Here is a 21,246-nt window from a genome sequence, read left to right as displayed (position 1 = left end):
ACAATTACTATTTAATTCAAACAAAATCCAACCAAAGACAGCCCGAGAAGAGAACCGATACCCTATATTTGTGGCCTCGGAGCAAGGTTTAGATGCGAGCGCATAAAGCGAGCATTTAAACCGCCGCGACTAAAGTCACAAATATAGGGTATCGGTTCTCTTCTCAGGCGTCTGTTTGTCTAACGAATTAAATAGTAATCCACCTTACATTTGTTCTGGACATTCAATTCCTAATAAGTCTAACGCGGATTTAATTACCTTCATTGTTACATCTACAACTTTTAATCTTGCCAGTTTTACATTTTCCTCTTCTACGTTAATCTGGCAGTCATGATAGAACTTATTAAAATGCTGAGCTACAGACACTGCAAATCTTGCGATCATAAATGGTTCGTATTTGTCTGCTGCTTCTTTAATAACTTCTGGGAATCTTGTAAGGTCTTTTAACAGATTCATTGTTGCGTCATCTGTTAATACGGAATAGTCGATTTCTGCTGGTAACTCTACCGCTCCTACCTTACGGAATACACTGGCACATCTTGCGTAAGTGTACTGTACATATGGACCTGTCTCTCCATCAAAGTTAAGAATCTTATCCCAGTTAAAGATAACATCTTTAATTCTCTGATTATATAAGTCATTGAAAAGAATGGCTCCGATACCAACCTGTCTGGATACTTCTTCTTTGTTTGGTAAGTCAGGATTCTTTTCATTAATAATTTCATGAATCTTTTCGATGGCTTCATGTAAAATCTGCTCTGCATAAATAACATTTCCGTTTCTTGTGGAGAGTTTTCCACCTTCCATACTAACTAATCCGTATGGAACATGTACAAGATTCTGATACCAGTCATATCCTAATAATTCGATTACTTTGAATACCTGAGCAAAATGAAGTTTCTGCTCTAATCCTGTTACATAGATACATTTATCAAAGTTATATGTTCTCTTACGATATAATAATGCAGCTAAGTCACGGGTAGCATAAATACTACTTCCATCTTTCTTCATAATAAGACATGGAGCCATATCATAATCATCTAAAGGTACTATATGTGCACCCTCGCTCTCTACAAGTAAGTCTTTTTCCTGTAATTTTTCTACTACTTCATGAGTCTTATCACGGTAGAAGCTTTCACCTGTGAAATGATCGAAATCCATTCCAAGTAATTTATAAATTCGTTTATATTCTACTAAACTGATATCTTTGAACCACTGCCAGATAGAAAGAGCTTCCTCGTCTCCCTGCTCCATTTTAACGAACCATTCTCTTGCCTGATCATTTAAGGAATCATCTTTTTCTGCTTCCTGATGGAACTTTACATAAATTTTCATCAATTCGTCGATTCCATTCTCTTCTACTGCTTCTTTGCTTCCCCACTTTTTATAGGCAACAATAAGCTTACCGAACTGTGTTCCCCAGTCTCCTAAATGATTAATTCTTTCTACATGATATCCTAATTTGGAATAGATTTTATAAAGAGAGTTTCCGATAATAGTTGTTCTTAAATGTCCTACATGGAAGTTCTTTGCTACGTTTGGAGAAGAATAATCAATACAAACTGTCTTTCCTTCTCCCTCTGTTCCCTGGCCAAAGTCTGGAGTATCAACAGTATTCATAATTTCTTTTGCAAATGCTTCCTTTGCTAAGAAAAAGTTAATGTATGCTCCTACATTGACAACTTTATCAAAAATATCGTATCCCTTTTCATTAATCTGTGCTGTCAGTTCTTCAGCAATCATATTTGGGGCTTTGCGGAATACCCTTGCCAGTTTAAAACATGGAAAAGCGAAGTCTCCCATATCTGTTTTTTTAGGAATTTCTAAAGCTGCTGCAATCTCTTCTTTATCCAACTGCTCAATATTTTCGGATAAAATATCAATAATCTTATTTTTCATTCTTTACTTCCTTTCTCTTTTTCATTCATCTTTAGAATCTTTTTATACGATTTGTGAAAATCTGATTCACAAGTTTTTATATATGATTTATAAAAATCTCATTTGCAAGCTTCTTATATAATTTATAAGAAATCTGACTCACAAGTTTTTATATGATTTATAGAAATCTCATTTTCAAACTTTTTTATCCATCTATATTCTATCTATATCATAAGATATTTTAAACGTATCCACTGGACCATCATCACACATACAATTCAGAGTGAGCAAAATTTTATCATCAGTTACTTTACCCTCTATTAAAATCATAGAAATATTATAATCTTCCACAGCAGACATAATATTAATCGTCAACTGTCTTAATATATTTGCCACTACTTTTGTATCAAGCTGAATTCCCCCATCCTCAAACTCTAAGAGAATTTCAAGTCCTTCATATTGATTCTGAAAAAAAGTAGTCAGCTCTTTTAAATTGAGTAAAAGTTCTGGATATACTTCATGATTCTTATAAAAATCTTCTACAGAAATCCTGTTTTTTTCTCCCTTGATCAGAAGAGTAGACATACTGTCTTCGGAATCTTCCTGAAGCATAGATTCTATATCCTGCAGGAAATCTTTAATCTCAAGCATCCTGCTGTCTAATAATTCTGCTTCCTCACTGATGCGGCTTATATTCGCAGTAAGCTGTTTTTCCTTCTCATCTTTTTGTTCTTCGTCTATTTCATTTATATTTAATGGTGAAAAATATTTTCTGACATCCCTTTTTTCGATGTGGGGAAATAACGTCTTATCTTTCTGCTCTTTTTCTAATTTTAACTGGAGAATCTCATTTTCAAGATTATCCTTTTTCTCTGATAAAAACAAATATTCATTAGAAAGATGCTTTCTTAGTTTATCATGAAAAACTGACATTCTCCCCTGTAAATTTGCATTATCTATAAAAATATCATTCTTTTCTTTTATATCCATACTAATCTGCCCTATCTTTCTGATATGATATATTTAATCCTATCTCAGCTGAAGCACGTTTAAAAAGACATTCTGCATTAATTGAGTTCAACTTCAGGTTACTCAACTACTCAACTGAAATTCAATAAAACAGCACATAGAAATGCTTCTTTAAACTTGCTTTAAGTTTCCTTCTATAAATTTTCTATAAAGGATTTTTTGATGGTGTTCCTGCTTTTCTCGGATAAAGCTTTGGTGTTCCCTTACATTTCTTAATTCTGATCAAAAGACGTTCTGCCTCATCCTCTTCTAAGCGGAAATCATCCACTTTTTCTATCTTACATCCTAACACATTCATACAATTTTGTGCATTAGAAATTTCCTCTAAACCCTTTTTTCCTTTATAGGATACAAAATATCCATTTGTTCTGACAAAAGGAACGCAGTACTCACTTAACACGCTTAAGTTTGCAACCGCTCTCGAAACACATAAATCAAAAGCTGCTCTTAAAGATTTATCTCTTGCTAAATCTTCTGCTCTTCCATGAAGTGCTTCTAAGCCTTCTAATCCAAGTGCTTCTTTTACATCTTTTAAAAACTTAACTCTTTTATTCAGTGAATCAACGAGTACAAAGTCAATTTCCGGATAGACAATTTTCAGTGGGATTCCCGGAAAACCTGCTCCCGTTCCTACATCGATACATGTTCTTATCTGACTCATATCCACAACTCTGCGACAACTCAGACTATCAATAAAATGCTTCTCAATAACTTCATCCTCGTCTGTAATTGCCGTCAGATTCATGGACTTATTTGTTTCGATGAGCATTTTGTAAAAAAGTTCGAACTGACCTAACTGTTTTGGAGTAAGGCTGATTCCCTCTTTTTCCGCTCTCGCTTTTAATTTTTCTTTAAAATCCATATAATCTCCTTACTTCCTATGTCTCATCTGCTCCATATAAATCATCAGCACCGAAATATCTGATGGAGAAACTCCAGAAATTCTTGATGCTTGTCCTACGGAATGTGGATGTACTGCCTTTAACTTCTGTACTGCTTCTGTACGCAGGTTATGCACTTCATCATAGTTGATCGTGTCAGGAATTAATTTATTTTCCATCTTTTTAAACTGTTCTACCTGCTGAAGCTGTCTCTTAATATAGCCTTCATATTTAATGTTAATGTTAATCTGCTCAGCTACATCATCGTCTAACGGCTCTCTGTCTGGATCAATTGGAGCTAAACATTCATAATTAAGTTCCGGACGCTTTATTAACTCCTCTAATGTAGAACCACTATTTAGCTTCGTACTTCCGAGGCTCTCCAGCAACTCCTGAACTGTTTTATTAGCACCGATATTTACATGTTTTAAACGCTCGATTTCTTTCTCAATCTGTTCTTTCTTTAAAAGGAACTTATCATAACGCTCATCATCAATCAGGCCAATCTCATGACCGATTGGTGTAAGACGCATATCGGCATTATCCTGTCTTAATAACAGACGATACTCTGCTCTTGAAGTCATCATACGGTATGGCTCGTGGTTCTCTTTTGTTACGAGGTCATCAATTAATACGCCGATATATGCCTGTGAACGGTCTAAAATTACTGGATCTTTTCCAAGACACTTTCTTGCGGCATTGATTCCGGCAATAAGTCCCTGGCATGCTGCTTCCTCATAACCTGAACTTCCGTTAAACTGTCCACCGCTGAAAAGTCCCTGAATATTTCTAAATTCCAGTGACAATTTCAACTGATTTGGATTGATACAATCGTACTCAATCGCATAGGCATTACGGATAATCTTTACATTTTCAAGACCTTTTACAGTACGGTACATTGCATACTGTACGTCCTCTGGAAGTGAACTGCTCATACCTCCAACATACATTTCGTTTGTAAATTCTCCCTCTGGCTCGATGAAAAGCTGATGTCTTTTTCTATCAGCAAAACGAACGACCTTGTCCTCAATAGACGGACAATATCTTGGGCCTGTTCCTTCAATGACACCCGCATAAATCGGAGAGCGATCTAAATTATCACGGATAATCTTATGTGTCTCCTCATTCGTATAAGTAAGCCAGCAGGAAATCTGCTCTCTCTTAATATCTTCTTCTTTATTCGTAAAGCTGAATGGCACGATTTTCTCATCACCAAACTGCTCTTCCATCACATCAAAATTAACGGAACGCTTATCAATTCTGGCTGGAGTTCCAGTCTTAAAACGATACAGCTCTACGCCATTATCCTTTAAAGACTGGCTTAAATAATTTGCTGCCTGTAAACCATTCGGGCCTGTATAATTCACAACCTCTCCATACAGGCATCTTGCCTTCAAATACGTTCCTGTTGCCAGCACAACCGTCTTGGCATGATAAATTGCTCCAGAAAATGTTTTTACACCTTTAATAACTCCATCTTCCACAATAAGTTCTGTAACCTCTGCCTGACGCAAAGTCAGATGGTCGGTATTCTGAAGTGTATAACGCATTGTCATGGAATACGCATCTTTATCAGCCTGTGCTCTTAAAGAATGTACTGCCGGCCCCTTTGATTTATTCAGCATCTTAGACTGAATATAAGTCTTATCAATGTTTTTTCCCATCTCTCCGCCGAGAGCATCAATTTCTTTTACAAGATGTCCCTTAGAACTTCCTCCGATATTCGGATTACATGGCATCAATGCCACGCTGTTCATACTAACGGTAAAAATGATTGTCTCACAGCCAAGTCTCGCTGCCGCTAACGCCGCTTCACAGCCAGCATGACCCGCTCCTACCACAACCACGTCATAGTATTCTTCTACTGTTTTCATGCTATTCTCCTTGTTTCTTTATTTTCCTGTACAGAACTTGGAAAATATCTCATTCACTAAATCTTCTTCTACGGACTCTCCAATAATCAATCCTAACTTCTCATAAGCATTCATCAGATCAATCGTAAAGAAGTCCTCCGGCATTCCTGCCTCTATACTTCTCTCTACACATTCAAGACTCTCATAAGTCTTGGCAAGTGCATCTTTATGTCTTGCATTAGTAATGTAGACTTCTTGATTCACGTCTATTCTACCATGAAACATCATATTTTTTAATTCCATTATGAAATTATCTATTCCATCTCCATATTTTGCAGAAATAGAAATTACAGGTGTTTCCTCTGAAATATATTCCTTTAGAGCAGACTGTTCAAAACCACTCTCTTCTGTTGCTTTATCAGACTTATTCAATAAAATAATTTTCTTTTTATCACGGATTCTCTGAAGAATCTCGATATCTTCCTCACTGATTTGCACTGAAGTATCCATTAAAAATAAAATCAAATCTGCGCTTTCAATCTCTTTCTTCGCTCTTTCTACACCGATACTTTCTACCTTATCTTCTGTATCTCGGATTCCGGCAGTATCTACAATATTAAGTGTAATTCCATCAATTGTCACAGATTCCTCTAACGTATCTCTCGTTGTCCCGGCAATGTCTGTAACAATCGCTCTTTCTTCTCCTAAAAGAGCATTTAAAAAAGAGGACTTTCCTGCATTTGGCTTACCGACAATACAAGTGCGGATTCCCTCTGCGATAATTCTTCCATTATCGTAAGAATCCAGCATCTCTTTTGCTATAGTAATCCACTTCTTATCTTCTTCTAAAAGCTTCTCTGGAAATCCGTCTAAGCTGTAATGTTCCGGATCATCTAAGGCCGATTCTATAAATGCAATCTGGTAAATAATCTCTTCTCTTAACTGTTTTATTTTGTCGGATAATCCTCCCTTTAACTGCGTCATAGAATTTTTTCTTGCCATCTCATTTTTAGAATCAATTAAATCCATAACAGCCTCTGCCTGAGACAGGTCAATTCGCCCATTCAGAAAAGCTCTTTTTGTAAATTCTCCCGGCTCTGCCGCTCTTGCACCATTTTTCAGTACCAGATTCAGCACTTTATACACAACTGTTACTCCGCCGTGGCAGTCGATTTCCACAACATCTTCTTTTGTATAACTGTGTGGGCCTTTCATAATAAGGACAATACATTCATCCACAACTTCCTCGCCGTCTTTAATATTACCATAATAAATACGGTGATTTTCCAGCTGATAAACATCCGCTTTTTTATTATATGGCTCAAAAATCTTCACCAAAATCTCCATTGCTTCGCTGCCGCTGATTCTTATAATTCCAATTCCTGCGTTGGATACTGCGGTAGCAATCGCGGCAATTGTATCAAATTCATTTATCATTCCTATCACACTCTCCATTTATTCAAATTTTAACTCTAAAATCAAGTTAAAATGCTATAAAAATAGGAATGTTTAAAAATTCCCGCAAGAATCTTTAAACATCCCTAATCTCATACTTATGTTATCTGTCTCTCTTTAACATAATAACAACTTTTCTATACGGTTCCTCACCTTCACTCTTCGTACAGACATATCTGTCATTCTGAAGTGCAGAATGAATCACACGTCTTTCATACGGATTCATTGGCTCTAAAGCAACAGGTTTTTTCGTTCTCTTTACCGTATATGCTATTTTTTTAGCTAATTTTTCAAGTGTTGCCTTTCTTCTCTCGCGGTAATTCTCTGTGTCAAGTTTTACGCGGATATATGCATCGCTCTCACGATTCACATAAAGGCTGATAAGATACTGTAATGCGTCAAGAGTCTGTCCTCTCTTTCCAATAAGGATACCCATATCGGAACCAGATAAATCAATATTCATTACATTATCTTCTTCTCTAAAATCAATATTTACTGTAGTTTCCACTTTCATGGCAGCAAATAATTCGTCGCAGAATTCCTGTGTTCTTTCTAATAAAGACTTCTTTAATATTACCTTAATTACTGCAGGTTTGCTATTAAAGATTCCGAGGAAACCTTTGCTTCCCTCATCAACTACTTCATACTGTAACTTATCACTGCTGATTCCAAGCTCAAGAGTAGCTGCGGTAATTGCCTCATCTACAGTTTTTGCTTTAAATTCTTTAACTTCCACTACTTCTTACCTCCCCTGGTATGTCCATGTTCCTTCTCATACTGAGATACCAGATAAGCCTTTTTACCAATTTCTCCAAGCTTGCTGATATCAACAGAATCAAGATTGGCATAATCTTCTGCACCTGTTCCTTCTGGTCCAGCGATTTTCTTTGTATTAATGGAAGCAATTTGCTTAATTGTCTTTCTTGCGGAAGGATTCTCAATCTCCTCTTTTGCGGCATCTGCCTTAGCAGAGGTATCCATGAGTCTTTCCATAAATGTTTTCTGTCCTTTTGCTTTCTTCTTTGCAGCTTTTTCTTTGTTCTTTGCAACAAGAGCATCGATATCTGCGTTATCCATATATTTATTAATGATAACCTGCTGTAAACACTGGAATAATGCACTTGTTACCCAGTAAATACCAAGACCTGCCGGAGTAACTAAACAGAAATATAAAGACATAAGAGGCATCATGACTGTCATGCTCTTTGTCATTCCTGCTGCTGGATTATTACCATCCAGCTCAGGCTGTTTCATTGTCTTTGCAGATAAATACTGGAATAATGCAGCTAGAATAGGAATCAGCCAATAAATAGAAGGATGAAATCCTGGTGTCTGAGATACATTGATTCCTGCAAAGAAATCATTCATTCCAATAATATGAGTAGATGAAGTGTTAATTACATCTGATGCTGATGGAATCGCTTTGGCAAGTTTATGCCATGCATCTGCATTAAAGTAATTCAGTGTATCAATAATCTGATTCTTTGTTGCATCTGATGCAAGACTTGTAACGTAAGAAGACTTTAATCCCTTACCAATCTTATTAATCGCATCAATTGCGCCTGCCTGTCCTGCGATTGCAGTTACAACCTGCATGTAGACAGCCTTAACCTGCGGGATATATGCAGGAATCTTACGGATAACCTGATATAATGCAAGGAAAATAGGCATCTGAACTACTAACTGAAGACATCCACCCGTTGGGTTTGTGCCATATTTTTCGTAAACTTTCTGAATCTCTTCATTCTGCTTCATCATAGAAGCCTGATCTGTCTTATTACGGTACTTTCTCTGAATCTTATTGATTTCAGGCTGCATTACCTGACTGATCTTAGCAAACTTCTGTTGCTTAATAGTCAGAGGCAGCATTAATAATCGAACAATAATGGTAAATATGATGATACATAATCCAATGTTCTGAATGCCGATGAAATTCAGACAATAGAAAATGAATTCCATGACATACCCAAGTAAGGTAGCAATCCATCCGATAATCGGAGTGGTAGACTGCGTCAATAACATACTTTTCCTCCTTAACTATGGAACCGGATCATATCCGCCTTTCGAAAAAGGATTACAACGCAGAATCCGCCACGCTGCTAACAATCCCCCCTTTAATACACCATGCTTCTCAATTGCCTCTATCGCATACTGCGAGCAGGTCGGTGTATATATACAGGTCGCTCTTCCTTTGAGAGCTGACAGATATTTCTGATAAAATCTTATTATTTTAATCAAAATAATTTTCATTCCAAATCGTCGTCTTTCAATAAATGATGTAAATTCAACAAATGAAAAATGGCACTTTCAAATTTCCCATAGTCAGAATCTTTCGCTGACGGGCGTGCCACAATTACAATGTCATAGCCACTCTTGATTTCTCCCCAGTGGAGACGCATAACCTCTCTGATTACTCTGGTTACTCTGTGGCGGACAATACTATTTCCTACTTTTTTACTTACGGAAATTCCCACGCGGTTAGAAGAAGTGTCATTCTTCTTTATTATCATTACAAAACAGCGGTTCGCCTTAGACTTACCATTACGATATACCGCCTGGAACTCCCAATTCTTTCTTAAAGACTTAAATTCACTCACTTAACTTTCTCAACTTTCCAAAAAATCAATGAGAAAAGAAAAGGTCACATCACTGCGACCTAAGCTGATAATTTATTTCTTCCTTTTGCTCTTCTTCTAGCTAATACTTTTCTGCCGTTAGCAGTACTCATTCTTTTTCTAAAACCATGAACTTTAGATCTCTGTCTTTTCTTTGGCTGAAATGTCATCTTCATGCGAAAGCCACCTCCTTAAACGAATATTATACCTGTCTTGTTGAAAAACATCACTCCTATTATATTGAAAAAAGTGCTCTAAGTCAAGCAATTCCTGCGTTTTTTCTTATTAAATCTTTAATTTTAATTTTTTGCACATCCAAATCAGAAGTTATGCACGAGTTATCCACAAAATGTGCATAACTTGTGCATAACTATTGAAATATTCACAACTCCGCCGCAAAAATTCGTCAAGAGCTACTGTTAATCTGCAATTTTTGATGTGTATAATTTCGTTTAAGTTATCCACAATGTGTTATTTTTCATTTTTTTCTCTGAAAAAACAGCATTTTTCTCAGTTATCCACAATAAGTTATCCACATTTTCTCAAGATTCGTATATTGAAAAAACTTCGGTTCTGTTATACACTTATACTAAAAGCCGAGCTGTTTTTTAATCTCGATATTTTTACTAAAACAGTTCAACATATTAAACCAGAATGGAGCTAACAATGAAAGAATTAATTGAGTCAAAATGGCAAGAAATTCTGAATATTCTCGTAAAAGAACATGAAATATCCGAAGTTGCCGTTAATACTTGGATACAACCACTAATTATTCAGACAATTACAGATGACAGTATTACTTTTTTTATGGTACGTGGACCACGAGGAATTGAATTTATAAAACACAAATATTACGACATTTACCTCTCTATGGCAATTGAGCAGGTTACTGGAAAGCAATTTAAAATTCTTTTTACCGACTCCAATTCTGCAGCCCCGAAATCAGAACCGAAAAAAGTCAGTGTTCCTGCAGAATATATTGGTAATTTAAATCCAAGATATACATTTGATACATTTGTAGTCGGCCCGACAAACAAAATGGCTCATGCTGTTTCCGTTGCAGTCGCCGAATCACCTGGTGGTGCATACAATCCTCTCTTTTTATATGGAGGAGCTGGACTTGGAAAGACGCATTTGATGCATTCCATTGCACACCATATCATTAATAATCGCCCAGATTTACGTGTTTTATATGTAACCTCTGAAAAATTTACAAATGAACTGATCGATTCCTTAAAACATGACAAGAATAAGGAATTTCGTGACAAATACCGTAATATTGATGTCCTCTTAATCGATGATATCCAGTTTATAATAGGAAAAGAAAGTACTCAGGAAGAATTTTTCCATACTTTTAATGAACTTCACGAAGCAAAAAAACAGATTGTAATTTCTTCCGATAAACATCCGCGAGAAATTGCAACATTAGAAGAACGTCTTAGATCTCGCTTTGAATGGGGAATTACTGCGGATATTCAGCCGCCAGACTACGAAACTAAGATGGCAATTTTGAAAAAACGTGCTGAATTAGAGCATCTTGATATTAATCAGGAGGTTATGCAATACGTTGCTACAAATATTAATTCCAATATTCGTGAATTAGAGGGAGCTTTAAACAAAATTTATGTTTTCGCCAACCTCGAAAAGAAGCCTGTTACCTTAGAATTAGCGGAAAATGCTTTAAAAGATACGATTGAATGTCAAAAAGAGGTAACTCCACAGTTGATTATGGATGTCGTTGCCGAACACTATAATATTTCTGTTTCTGACATCATTTCTAAGAAGAAAAATAAAGAAATCGCTAATCCACGACAGATTTGTATGTATCTTTCCCGTAAATATACCGACTATTCTCTCCAAAATATCGGAAAAATTATGGGTAATCGCGACCATACTACTGTTATACACGGTCATGACAAAATTGGAAAAATGCTTGAAACAGACGAAAACCTTAAAAGCAACCTTGATATCATCATCAAGAAATTGAACCCACCAACGTAGTACATTTATATAGAAGAAACAAAAAAATAAAGGTGTCTTCACACACTGGGGACAACCCTTTATTTTTTTCCACATTCTATTCAGATTCGATGTGAATTGCCTGTGGATAGCTGTGGATAACTTTTGCCCAATTTTTCCTATGTGGATAACTATTTTTTTATTCACATACTTATCCGCATAGTTATCCTTTTCGAAAATCCTTGTATTATCGGCCTTATCTTAGTTATTCACATCCTACACACCCCCTACTACTACTACTGCGAATAACTTATTATATTTATATATATTTTACACCGAAAGGAGTTATACACATTTATGAAGATAACATGCTCTAAGAATCAATTTTTATATGGAGTAAATACAGTCTCTAAAGCTGTATCCAATAAGACAACAATGGATATTCTTCAATGTATACTGATTGAAGCTTATGATGATTGCATTAAATTAACTGCAAATGATACGGAACTTGGTATAGAAACAGTTATTGAGGGAACAATCATCGAACCTGGTAAGATTGCACTTGAAGCTAAAATCTTTTCTGAAATCATCAAAAAAATTCCAGATAATGATGTTTGTATCGAAACAGACGAGTCCGGAAAGACAAATATTGAATGTGAACAGATTCAGTGCAGCATTATGGGAAGAAAGGGAGACGATTTTTCACATTTACCTGAAATTGAAAAAGAAAACAAAATTACTCTCTCTCAGTTTGACTTAAAAGAAGTAATCAGACAGACGATTTTTTCTGTATCCGATAATGAAAATAATAAATTAATGACCGGAGAACTTTTGAGTATTGAAAATAATAAAATGACAGTAACTTCTCTTGATGGTCATAGAATTTCCGTTCGTAATATTGAATTACAGGAATCTTATCCTAAAATGGAAGTCATCGTTCCAGGTAAAACTTTATCCGAAGTTAGTAAGATTCTTCCAGGTGAAGCAAAAGATACGATTAATTTATATTTAACAGATAAGCATATTTTATTTGAGTTTGGGGAGACAAAAGTAGTTTCCAGATTATTAGAAGGTAAGTTTTATAATATCGGACAGATGCTTTCTAACGATTATGAAACCAAGCTGACTATCAACAAAATGGAATTATTACGCTGTCTTGACCGCTCCACTTTATTTGTAAAAGAGTCTGACAAGAAGCCAATTATCCTTAAGATTGAAAATGAACAGATGAATCTGATGATTTCTTCTCAGATTGGTTCCATGAAAGACCAGATTGCGATCAGCAAAGAGGGAAAAGACTTAGTTATCGGCTTTAACCCTAAGTTTTTAGTAGATGCGCTTCGTGTTATCGATGAAGAAGAAGTTACCATTTATCTTATCAACTCTATCGCACCTTGTATTATTCGTGATGAGAAATCCTCTTACTTATATTTGATCTTACCAATCAATGTAAGTAACAGCAATGTATAAATTTTAACGAAGTTGTCCGCTGTTGACGGACATGAAAACTTTTTTATTTAATAATTCGGATTACTAGTAATGTGTAGCTGGTGATAAATAGAGATAATATGCAAATAGTTATCAAGAGTTACAGATTATCCTGATAATCCGGATTATTGAAAAGCCAGAAAGGAATTAAAGTAAACTATGGAAGAATTAAAATTAAGAGATGAATTTATTAAGCTTGGACAGGCTATGAAGGCAGCAGGCATCGTATCTTCTGGTATTGATGCAAAAATGCTTATTCAGGACGGACAGGTAACAGTGAATGGTGAAGTGGAAACCAGAAGAGGTAAGAAGCTTTACGATGGTGATGTTTTTGAATTCGAAGGCGAAGAATTTAAAGTTGTAAAATAACCATAAGGGAGGACTCCATGTTTGTTGAATCAATCGAATTAAATAATTACAGAAATTTTGATTCGCTAAAAGTGGAGTTTTCTCCTGGAGTAAATATTTTTTTTGGAGATAATGCACAGGGGAAGACGAATCTTTTAGAGTCTATTTATGTAAGCGGAACTTTAAGATCTCATAGAGGAAGCAGGGATAAGGACCTGATTCGTTTTGGTGAAGATGAGGCACATATCCGGCTTTTTTTCAGAAAAGATTCATTATCCCATCGTCTGGATGTTCATTTAAAGAAAAATAAAAGCAAAGGAGTTGCGGTAAATGGTGTGCCGGTAAGACGCTCAGGAGAGCTTCTTGGAATGATGCACATCGTCTTTTTTTCTCCGGAAGATTTGTCGATTATTAAAGAAGGCCCGGCGGGAAGAAGAAGATTTCTTGATATGGAGCTGAGCCAGATTGACAAAGGCTATATGCAGCAGCTTGTTGCTTACAGTAAGATTTTGAATGAACGAAATAATCTTTTAAAACAAATTAATTTATATCCGGCGCTCATCGATACTTTGGATGGATGGGATGAACAGCTTCTTGCTGCCGGACAGTTTCTCATTAAAAAAAGAGAAGAGTTTGTATATTTTCTTGATGAGATGATGGCAAAGATTCATGGACAGCTTACTGGTGGTAAGGAGCAGATTAAAGTAGAATACGAAAAAAATGTGGAGGCAGAAAAATTTAGAGAGCAGCTTTATTCTAAAAGAAATAAAGATATTTCTTCAGGGACAACAAGTGTCGGGCCACACAGAGATGATCTTCGATTTAAAGTCGGGGGAATTGATATTCGTAAATTTGGCTCACAAGGACAGCAAAGGACGGCTGCGCTGTCATTAAAGCTGTCAGAAATCCGCCTTATTGAGCAGGTGACGGGAGAAAAACCAATACTTCTTCTTGATGATGTTTTATCAGAGTTAGATGCAGGCAGACAGTCGTGGCTGCTTGAAAGTATTCAGGATATTCAGACATTAATTTCCTGCACAGGACTTGATGATTTTGTAAACAGCCGTATCTCCTTAGACAAGGTATTTCGTGTAAAAGAGGGGATTGTACAGGAAGAAAAAACAGATGGTCTGGTTTAAGAAGTTGAATAAATGGCGATATTTATGGTATAATTATTTGATTAAGTTTTGACAGGAGGTTGAATTATGAGTGAAGAACAGATTTCTGCAGCGCAGGAATATGGTGCGGATCAGATACAGATTTTAGAAGGTCTTGAAGCTGTACGGAAAAGGCCTGGTATGTACATTGGCAGTACTTCATCCAAGGGCCTCCATCATCTGGTATATGAGATTGTAGATAATGCAGTTGATGAGGCATTAGCTGGATTTTGTGATACAGTAAAAGTGTACATCAATGAAGATAATTCTATCACGGTCAGAGATAATGGCCGTGGTATACCTGTAGGAATTAACAAGAAAAAGGGAATTCCAGCAGTCGAAGTCGTGTTTACCATCCTTCATGCAGGAGGAAAGTTCGGTGGTGGAGGATACAAGGTATCCGGTGGATTACACGGAGTAGGTGCATCGGTTGTTAATGCACTGTCCACATGGCTTGAAGTAGATATTTTCCATGAGGGAAAGATTTACCGTCAGAGATATGAACGTGGAAAGGTTATGTATCCGTTAAAGATTGTAGGGGATACAGATAAGAGAGGTACAGAAGTAAGATTTCTTCCTGATCCTACCATTTTCGAAGAGACTGTTTTTGATTTTTCAGTGTTAAAACAGCGTCTTCGTGAGATGGCATTTTTAACAAAGGGATTAAAGATTGTCCTTAAAGATAAGAGACCAGAAGAGAATGTTGCTCTCACATTCCACTATGAAGGTGGAATTCGTGAATATGTAGAATATCTGAATAAGAGTAAGGAAGTACTTTACCCACAGGTTATTTACTGTGAAGGTAAAAAAGGCGATGTAGTTGTAGAAGTTGCGTTACAGCATAATGATTCTTATAACGAAGGTGTTTATAGCTTTGTAAATAATATTACGACACCGGAAGGAGGAACACATTTAGCTGGTTTTAGAAGTGCACTTACAAAGACATTTAATGATTATGCAAGAAAGAATAAGTTATTAAAAGACAGTGAGCAGAATCTTACTGGAGATGATATCAGAGAAGGTTTAGTTGCCATTGTCAGCATTAAGATTCCAGAACCACAGTTTGAAGGACAGACAAAGCAGAAGCTTGGAAACAGTGAAGCGCGAGGTGCTGTTGACAGCGTAGTTAGCGAACAGCTCACTTATTTCCTTGAGCAGAATCCAAATGTTGCAAAGATAATCTGTGAGAAGGCGGTGCTTGCACAAAGAGCCAGAGAGGCCGCAAGAAAGGCAAGGGATTTAACAAGAAGAAAGTCTGCACTTGACGGAATGAGTCTTCCAGGTAAGCTGGCAGATTGTTCTGATAAAGACCCACAGAATTGTGAAATCTACATCGTAGAGGGAGATTCCGCGGGTGGATCTGCAAAGACAGCAAGAAGTCGTGCAACACAGGCGATTCTTCCACTTCGTGGAAAGATTCTTAACGTAGAGAAGTCGAGACTGGATAAGATTCTTGTAAATAATGAGATTCGTGCGATGATTACTGCATTTGGTACGGGAATTCATGAGGATTTTGATATTACAAAACTCAGATATAATAAGATTATTATTATGACTGATGCCGATGTAGATGGTGCACATATTGCCACATTATTATTAACATTCTTATATCGTTTTATGCCTGATCTTATCAAAGAAGGTCATGTATATCTGGCACAGCCGCCACTGTATAAAGTTGAGAAGAACAAGAAGGTGTGGTATGCCTACAGTGATGAAGAATTAAATAAGATACTTACAGATATCGGACGTGACGGTAACAATAAGATTCAGCGATATAAAGGTCTTGGTGAGATGGATGCTTCCCAGCTGTGGGAGACAACTATGGATCCGGAAAAGAGAATTTTGCTGCGTGTAAATATGGATGATGATGCAGCTTCAGAGCTTGATATGACATTTGATACTCTTATGGGTGACCGTGTAGAACCGCGTAGAGAGTTTATCGAAGCGAATGCAAAATATGTACAGAATCTGGATATCTGATAAAAGAAGTTTTTTGACATTTCCATACTCCCGGAATCTCTTAAATATTTGAGATTTCGGGAGTATGTATCATAGTTCAGGAGGACAGTATGGACGATAGTAATATTTTTGATAAAATCCATGAGGTGGATTTGAAAAATACCATGGAGAAATCTTATATAGATTATGCTATGAGTGTAATTGTATCCAGAGCGCTTCCAGATGTAAGAGATGGTCTGAAGCCGGTTCAGAGAAGAATTCTTTATTCTATGATCGAGCTGAACAACGGTCCGGATAAGCCACATAGAAAGTGTGCCCGTATCGTCGGTGATACAATGGGTAAATATCATCCTCATGGTGACAGCTCTATTTATGGAGCGTTAGTTAATCTGGCGCAGGACTGGTCTACCCGTTATCCGTTAGTAGACGGTCATGGTAACTTTGGTTCTGTGGACGGTGACGGCGCAGCTGCCATGCGTTATACAGAGGCAAGATTATCTAAGATCTCCATGGAGATGACAGCAGACATTTACAAGGATACGGTTGATTTTGTACCGAACTTTGATGAGACAGAGAAAGAGCCAAGCATTCTCCCATCGAGATTTCCAAATCTCCTTGTAAACGGGGCACAGGGTATCGCGGTTGGTATGGCAACCAATATCCCTCCACATAACTTAAGAGAAACAATTGATGGTGTGGTAAAAATCATTGATAATCAGGTGGAGGAAGACAGAGATACCGAGATTGATGAGCTTTTAGAGATTGTAAAAGGTCCGGACTTCCCAACAGGAGCGGCTATTCTTGGACGTAAGGGAATCGACCAGGCATATCGTACCGGAAGAGGTAAGATTAAAGTACGTGCCGTAACAAATATTGAGCCAATGAAGAATGGAAAGCAGAGAATTATCGTAACAGAACTTCCATACATGGTAAATAAGGCACGTTTAATTGAGAAAATTGCTGATTTAGTAAAGGAAAAGAGAATTGACGGAATCACAGAATTACGTGATGAATCAGACAGAAGCGGTATGCGGATCTGTATCGAGACACGTAAAGATGTGAATGCCAATGTTTTATTAAAGCAGTTATTTAAACATACACAGCTTCAGGATACTTTTGGTGTTATCATGCTTGCGCTTGTAGATAACCAGCCAAAGGTTCTTAACTTAAAAGAAATGCTTGTTCATTATCTGAATCACCAGAAAGATGTTGTAACAAGACGAACAAAATACGAGCTGAACAAGGCAAAAGAGAGAGCGCACATTTTAGAAGGTCTTTTAAAGGCTTTAGATTACATTGATGAAGTTATCGAGATTATCCGTGCTTCTAAGAACGTAGCAGAGGCAAGAGATAACTTAATCAAGCGTTTTGAATTCTCTCAGGCACAGGCACAGGCGATTGTAGATATGCGTCTGCGTGCGCTTACCGGTTTAGAGAGAGAGAAGCTTCAGAACGAGTATGATGAACTTGAGAAAAAGATTGCAGAGTTAGAAGCCATTTTAGCAGATGAAAAGGTTCTCTTAGGTGTAATCCGCGAGGAAATCCTTCTCATTCGCGACAAATATGGTGATGACAGAAGAACTTCTATCGAAATGGATATGGAAGATTTAAGTGATGAAGCGTTAATCCCTAGAAAAGATGCGATTATCACTTTCTCCAAACTTGGATATATCAAGCGCATGACACCGGATAACTTCCACAGTCAGAATCGTGGTGGTAAGGGAATCAAAGGTATGAATGTGATCGATGAAGACCATATCGAAGATTTATTCATGACAAGCACTCATAACTACATCATGTTCTTTACAAATAAGGGACGTGTATATCGCTTAAAGGGATATGAGATTCCGGAATCCAGCAGAACAGCAAGAGGAGTGAATATCATCAATCTTCTTCAGCTCCAGCCAGAAGAGAAGATCACAGCGATTATTCCATTATCAGAAGATGGAAAGCAGCATTATCTTGTTATGGCTACGAGAAATGGTATTGTAAAGAAGACAGGATTTGATGAGTATAAGAACGTCCGTAAAAATGGTCTGGCTGCGATTTCCTTACGAGAAGGCGATGAGCTTATTGAAGTAAAACAGACCGATGAGAACGAAGACATTTTCCTCGTATCAAGAGAAGGTCAGTGTATCCGCTTTAAGCTTCAGGATGTACGAGAAACCGGACGAGTTTCTATGGGTGTTATCGGAATGAATCTTGGAGATACAGATGAAGTAGTCGGTATGCAGATTCATTCTGAAGGAGATGATTTACTCATCGTATCTGAAAAAGGTATGGGTAAACGTACTCCACTTGATGAATTTACCGTACAGCATCGTGGCGGAAAGGGTCTTAGATGTTATAAGATTACGGAGAAGACCGGCTATGTTATCGGAGTGAAGACGATTAAGCCAGAAGAAGAGATTATGCTTATTACGACAGAGGGAATTGTGATTCGAATGAAGAGTGATTCTATTTCTGTTATTGGTCGAAATACTTCTGGTGTTAAGCTGATTAATATTGATGCAGACAGCGATATTAAAGTTGCCAGTGTTGCAAAGGTAAGATTCCAGGAAGAGGATGAGTCTGAAGATATGGAAGAAGATATATCTGAAGTATCTGAAGAGACTGTATCAGATGAGAATGAAGCCATAGAAAATGAAACAGCACCAGAAGAAGTTTAAATTTTTCATACAGGGTAATAAAAGTCAGTAAGCAGGGAGAAAGATTACCAGCTCTTATTGACTAAGGATTGCCCCAGACTAATCCACAGATGTATTTGATTATTTTGATTTTATTTCAATAATTTATCATCTGTGGATTAAACGGATAAAGAGGTATAAAGATGCGAGTAATTAACGTAGAGGAAATTTCTAAGAATATTAAAGAAATGTGTATCGAGGCCAATTACTATCTTTCAGATGACATGAAGAATGCTTTATACAAAGCGGCAGAACAGGAAGAGAACCCTCTTGGCTGCCAGATTCTTAATCAGCTAAAAGAGAATCTTGATATTGCAGGAGTAGAGCAGATTCCAATCTGTCAAGATACAGGGATGGCAGTTGTATTTGCAGAGGTAGGCCAGGATGTACATATTGAGGGCGGTTCTCTTACGGATGCCATCAATAAAGGGGTACATGATGGATATGTAGAAGGATATCTTCGCAAATCTGTAGTAAATGACCCATTTATCAGAGAAAATACAAAAGATAATACTCCTGCTGTTATTCATTACAGCATTGTTCCAGGAGAGAATATTAAGCTTACTGTAGCACCAAAGGGCTTCGGAAGTGAAAATATGAGCCGTGTATTTATGCTTAAACCGGCAGATGGTATGGAAGGTGCAGTGAATGCGATTGTATCCGCTGTACGGGAAGCAGGACCAAATGCCTGTCCTCCAGTTGTTGTCGGTGTTGGTATTGGCGGTACATTTGAAAAGGCTGCTCTTATGGCAAAGCAGGCACTTACAAGACCTGTGGGTACTCATTCCGAGTTTCCTTCTATTAAAGCAATGGAAGAAGAGGTTCTTGAAAAGGTAAATAATCTTGGAATTGGAGCAGCAGGACTTGGTGGAACTGTTACAGCACTTGCTGTCAACATTAATACATATCCTACGCATATTGCAGGACTTCCGGTTGCCGTAAATATGTGCTGTCATGTAAATCGTCATGCAGTAAGGACTTTATAAGGGGAGGATACAGTTATGAATAAAACAATTCAGGTTCCACTTTCTGAAGAAGATATTAATACTTTAAAGGCAGGGGACTATGTATACCTGTCTGGAATTATTTATACTGCCAGAGATGCAGCACATAAAAGAATGTATGAAAGTATGCATAAAGGGGAATCTTTACCTATAGAACTAAATGGCAATGTTTTATATTACCTTGGGCCAAGTCCGGCAAGAGAGGGACAGGTTATTGGTTCTGCAGGGCCTACTACAAGCAGTCGTATGGATAAGTATACCCCTGAGATGCTTGATAAAGGATTAAAAGGCATGGTAGGTAAAGGAAAGCGTTCTCCTGAAGTTATAGAAGCAATGAAGAGAAATGGTGCAGTATACTTTGCCGCAGTAGGTGGAGCGGGTGCATTATTATCTAAATGTATTAAGAAGGCAGAAGTAATTGCTTACGATGATCTTGGCACAGAGGCAATCCGTAAGTTAGAGATTGAAAATCTACCTGTTATTGTAGTTATTGATAAAGATGGAAACAACCTTTATGAGACTGCAAAAGAAAAATGGAAAAAATAATTAAAAAAAGGCTTGACTTTTGTCAGCCTTTTTGCTAATATAATAAAGCGTTGTGCATCAGTGTGCAACGGAATTGAATATTTTTATTTATTTAGGCATTATGGAGAAGTACTCAAGTGGCTGAAGAGGCGCCCCTGCTAAGGGTGTAGATCGTTCGCGCGGTGCGAGGGTTCAAATCCCTCCTTCTCCGTAATATTTTTCACTCTTATTTGGAAAATAAAGAAGAAAAATAAAAAAATGCTTGACAGATGAATGGGAATGTGATAGAATGTACGAGTTGCTCAAGAAAAGCAACAAAACATTAAAAAATAAATTAAAAAAGTTCTTGACAAAGACTTCTGAATGTGATAAAATAAAGAAGTTGTGTCACAAAAAAAAGAACGACAC

At 37.1% G+C, this 21,246-nt stretch carries 18 protein-coding genes and 1 tRNA gene; 9 read left to right on the top strand and 10 right to left on the bottom strand.

What is annotated here, in order from left to right; genetic code table 11:
• Positions 1-204: 204 nt before the first annotated feature.
• From argS to rpmH, 10 genes are all read right to left on the bottom strand, one after another.
• Positions 205-1,899, bottom strand: coding sequence for an arginine--tRNA ligase (gene argS, locus EUBHAL_RS13820; protein ID WP_005351422.1), 1,695 nt, complete (start codon positions 1,897-1,899; stop codon positions 205-207).
• Between the two features lie 192 nt (positions 1,900-2,091).
• Positions 2,092-2,868: a hypothetical protein gene (locus tag EUBHAL_RS13815; protein ID WP_005351420.1), complete on the bottom strand. Its 777-nt coding sequence runs from the start codon at positions 2,866-2,868 to the stop codon at positions 2,092-2,094.
• Positions 2,869-3,052: 184 nt separating this feature from the next.
• A complete protein-coding gene (rsmG, locus tag EUBHAL_RS13810; protein ID WP_005351418.1) occupies positions 3,053-3,769 on the bottom strand; it encodes a 16S rRNA (guanine(527)-N(7))-methyltransferase RsmG in 717 nt (238 codons plus the stop codon).
• A gap of 9 nt (positions 3,770-3,778) precedes the next feature.
• Entirely contained in the window at positions 3,779-5,662 is a 1,884-nt protein-coding gene (gene mnmG / locus EUBHAL_RS13805; RefSeq protein WP_005351416.1) for a tRNA uridine-5-carboxymethylaminomethyl(34) synthesis enzyme MnmG, read from the bottom strand.
• 18 nt (positions 5,663-5,680) lie between these two features.
• Positions 5,681-7,078 (bottom strand): tRNA uridine-5-carboxymethylaminomethyl(34) synthesis GTPase MnmE, encoded by a 1,398-nt coding sequence (gene mnmE / locus EUBHAL_RS13800; protein ID WP_044923687.1) that lies wholly within the window; start codon positions 7,076-7,078, stop codon positions 5,681-5,683.
• A 121-nt stretch (positions 7,079-7,199) separates the two neighbouring features.
• The gene (gene jag / locus EUBHAL_RS13795) at positions 7,200-7,832 is read right to left on the bottom strand and encodes an RNA-binding cell elongation regulator Jag/EloR (protein ID WP_005351412.1); all 633 of its coding nucleotides are present in this window, start codon (positions 7,830-7,832) and stop codon (positions 7,200-7,202) included.
• Positions 7,832-9,118: a YidC/Oxa1 family membrane protein insertase gene (locus EUBHAL_RS13790; protein ID WP_005351411.1), complete on the bottom strand. Its 1,287-nt coding sequence runs from the start codon at positions 9,116-9,118 to the stop codon at positions 7,832-7,834. Before EUBHAL_RS13790 ends, jag begins: the two co-directional genes overlap by 1 nt.
• Positions 9,119-9,133: 15 nt before the next feature.
• Positions 9,134-9,346 (bottom strand): membrane protein insertion efficiency factor YidD, encoded by a 213-nt coding sequence (yidD, locus tag EUBHAL_RS13785; RefSeq protein ID WP_005351397.1) that lies wholly within the window; start codon positions 9,344-9,346, stop codon positions 9,134-9,136.
• A complete protein-coding gene (rnpA, locus tag EUBHAL_RS13780; RefSeq protein WP_005351395.1) occupies positions 9,343-9,693 on the bottom strand; it encodes a ribonuclease P protein component in 351 nt (116 codons plus the stop codon). Before rnpA ends, yidD begins: the two co-directional genes overlap by 4 nt.
• A 59-nt stretch (positions 9,694-9,752) precedes the next feature.
• The gene (rpmH, locus tag EUBHAL_RS13775) at positions 9,753-9,887 is read right to left on the bottom strand and encodes a 50S ribosomal protein L34 (protein WP_005351392.1); all 135 of its coding nucleotides are present in this window, start codon (positions 9,885-9,887) and stop codon (positions 9,753-9,755) included.
• Between the two features lie 490 nt (positions 9,888-10,377).
• Between rpmH and dnaA the strand changes: the two genes are divergently transcribed.
• The 9 genes from dnaA (at position 10,378) to EUBHAL_RS13730 (ending at position 21,049) form a co-directional block, all read left to right on the top strand.
• Positions 10,378-11,712 (top strand): chromosomal replication initiator protein DnaA, encoded by a 1,335-nt coding sequence (dnaA, locus tag EUBHAL_RS13770; protein WP_022170450.1) that lies wholly within the window; start codon positions 10,378-10,380, stop codon positions 11,710-11,712.
• Between the two features lie 315 nt (positions 11,713-12,027).
• The gene (gene dnaN / locus EUBHAL_RS13765) at positions 12,028-13,140 is read left to right on the top strand and encodes a DNA polymerase III subunit beta (RefSeq protein ID WP_005351388.1); all 1,113 of its coding nucleotides are present in this window, start codon (positions 12,028-12,030) and stop codon (positions 13,138-13,140) included.
• Positions 13,141-13,317: 177 nt separating this feature from the next.
• Entirely contained in the window at positions 13,318-13,527 is a 210-nt protein-coding gene (locus tag EUBHAL_RS13760; protein WP_005351386.1) for an RNA-binding S4 domain-containing protein, read from the top strand.
• Positions 13,528-13,544: 17 nt separating this feature from the next.
• Positions 13,545-14,645 (top strand): DNA replication/repair protein RecF, encoded by a 1,101-nt coding sequence (gene recF / locus EUBHAL_RS13755; RefSeq protein WP_005351384.1) that lies wholly within the window; start codon positions 13,545-13,547, stop codon positions 14,643-14,645.
• A 66-nt stretch (positions 14,646-14,711) separates the two neighbouring features.
• Positions 14,712-16,643 (top strand): DNA topoisomerase (ATP-hydrolyzing) subunit B, encoded by a 1,932-nt coding sequence (gene gyrB, locus EUBHAL_RS13750; RefSeq protein WP_005351382.1) that lies wholly within the window; start codon positions 14,712-14,714, stop codon positions 16,641-16,643.
• Positions 16,644-16,732: 89 nt separating this feature from the next.
• Positions 16,733-19,291 (top strand): DNA gyrase subunit A, encoded by a 2,559-nt coding sequence (gene gyrA / locus EUBHAL_RS13745; RefSeq protein ID WP_005351381.1) that lies wholly within the window; start codon positions 16,733-16,735, stop codon positions 19,289-19,291.
• Positions 19,292-19,452: 161 nt separating this feature from the next.
• Positions 19,453-20,295, top strand: coding sequence for a fumarate hydratase (locus EUBHAL_RS13740; protein ID WP_005351380.1), 843 nt, complete (start codon positions 19,453-19,455; stop codon positions 20,293-20,295).
• Between the two features lie 15 nt (positions 20,296-20,310).
• Complete coding sequence (locus EUBHAL_RS13735) at positions 20,311-20,859, top strand: Fe-S-containing hydro-lyase (RefSeq protein WP_005351379.1); 549 nt, start codon at positions 20,311-20,313, stop codon at positions 20,857-20,859.
• A gap of 102 nt (positions 20,860-20,961) precedes the next feature.
• Positions 20,962-21,049 (top strand) — tRNA-Ser (locus EUBHAL_RS13730).
• The last annotated feature ends 197 nt before the right edge of the window (positions 21,050-21,246 follow it).

Origin of the sequence: Anaerobutyricum hallii DSM 3353 (assembly GCF_000173975.1) — a bacterium.
Classification (GTDB): domain Bacteria; phylum Bacillota; class Clostridia; order Lachnospirales; family Lachnospiraceae; genus Anaerobutyricum; species Anaerobutyricum hallii.
Note: the sequence above shows the minus strand (reverse complement) of the source record. Positions and strands in the feature narration are given on the sequence as shown.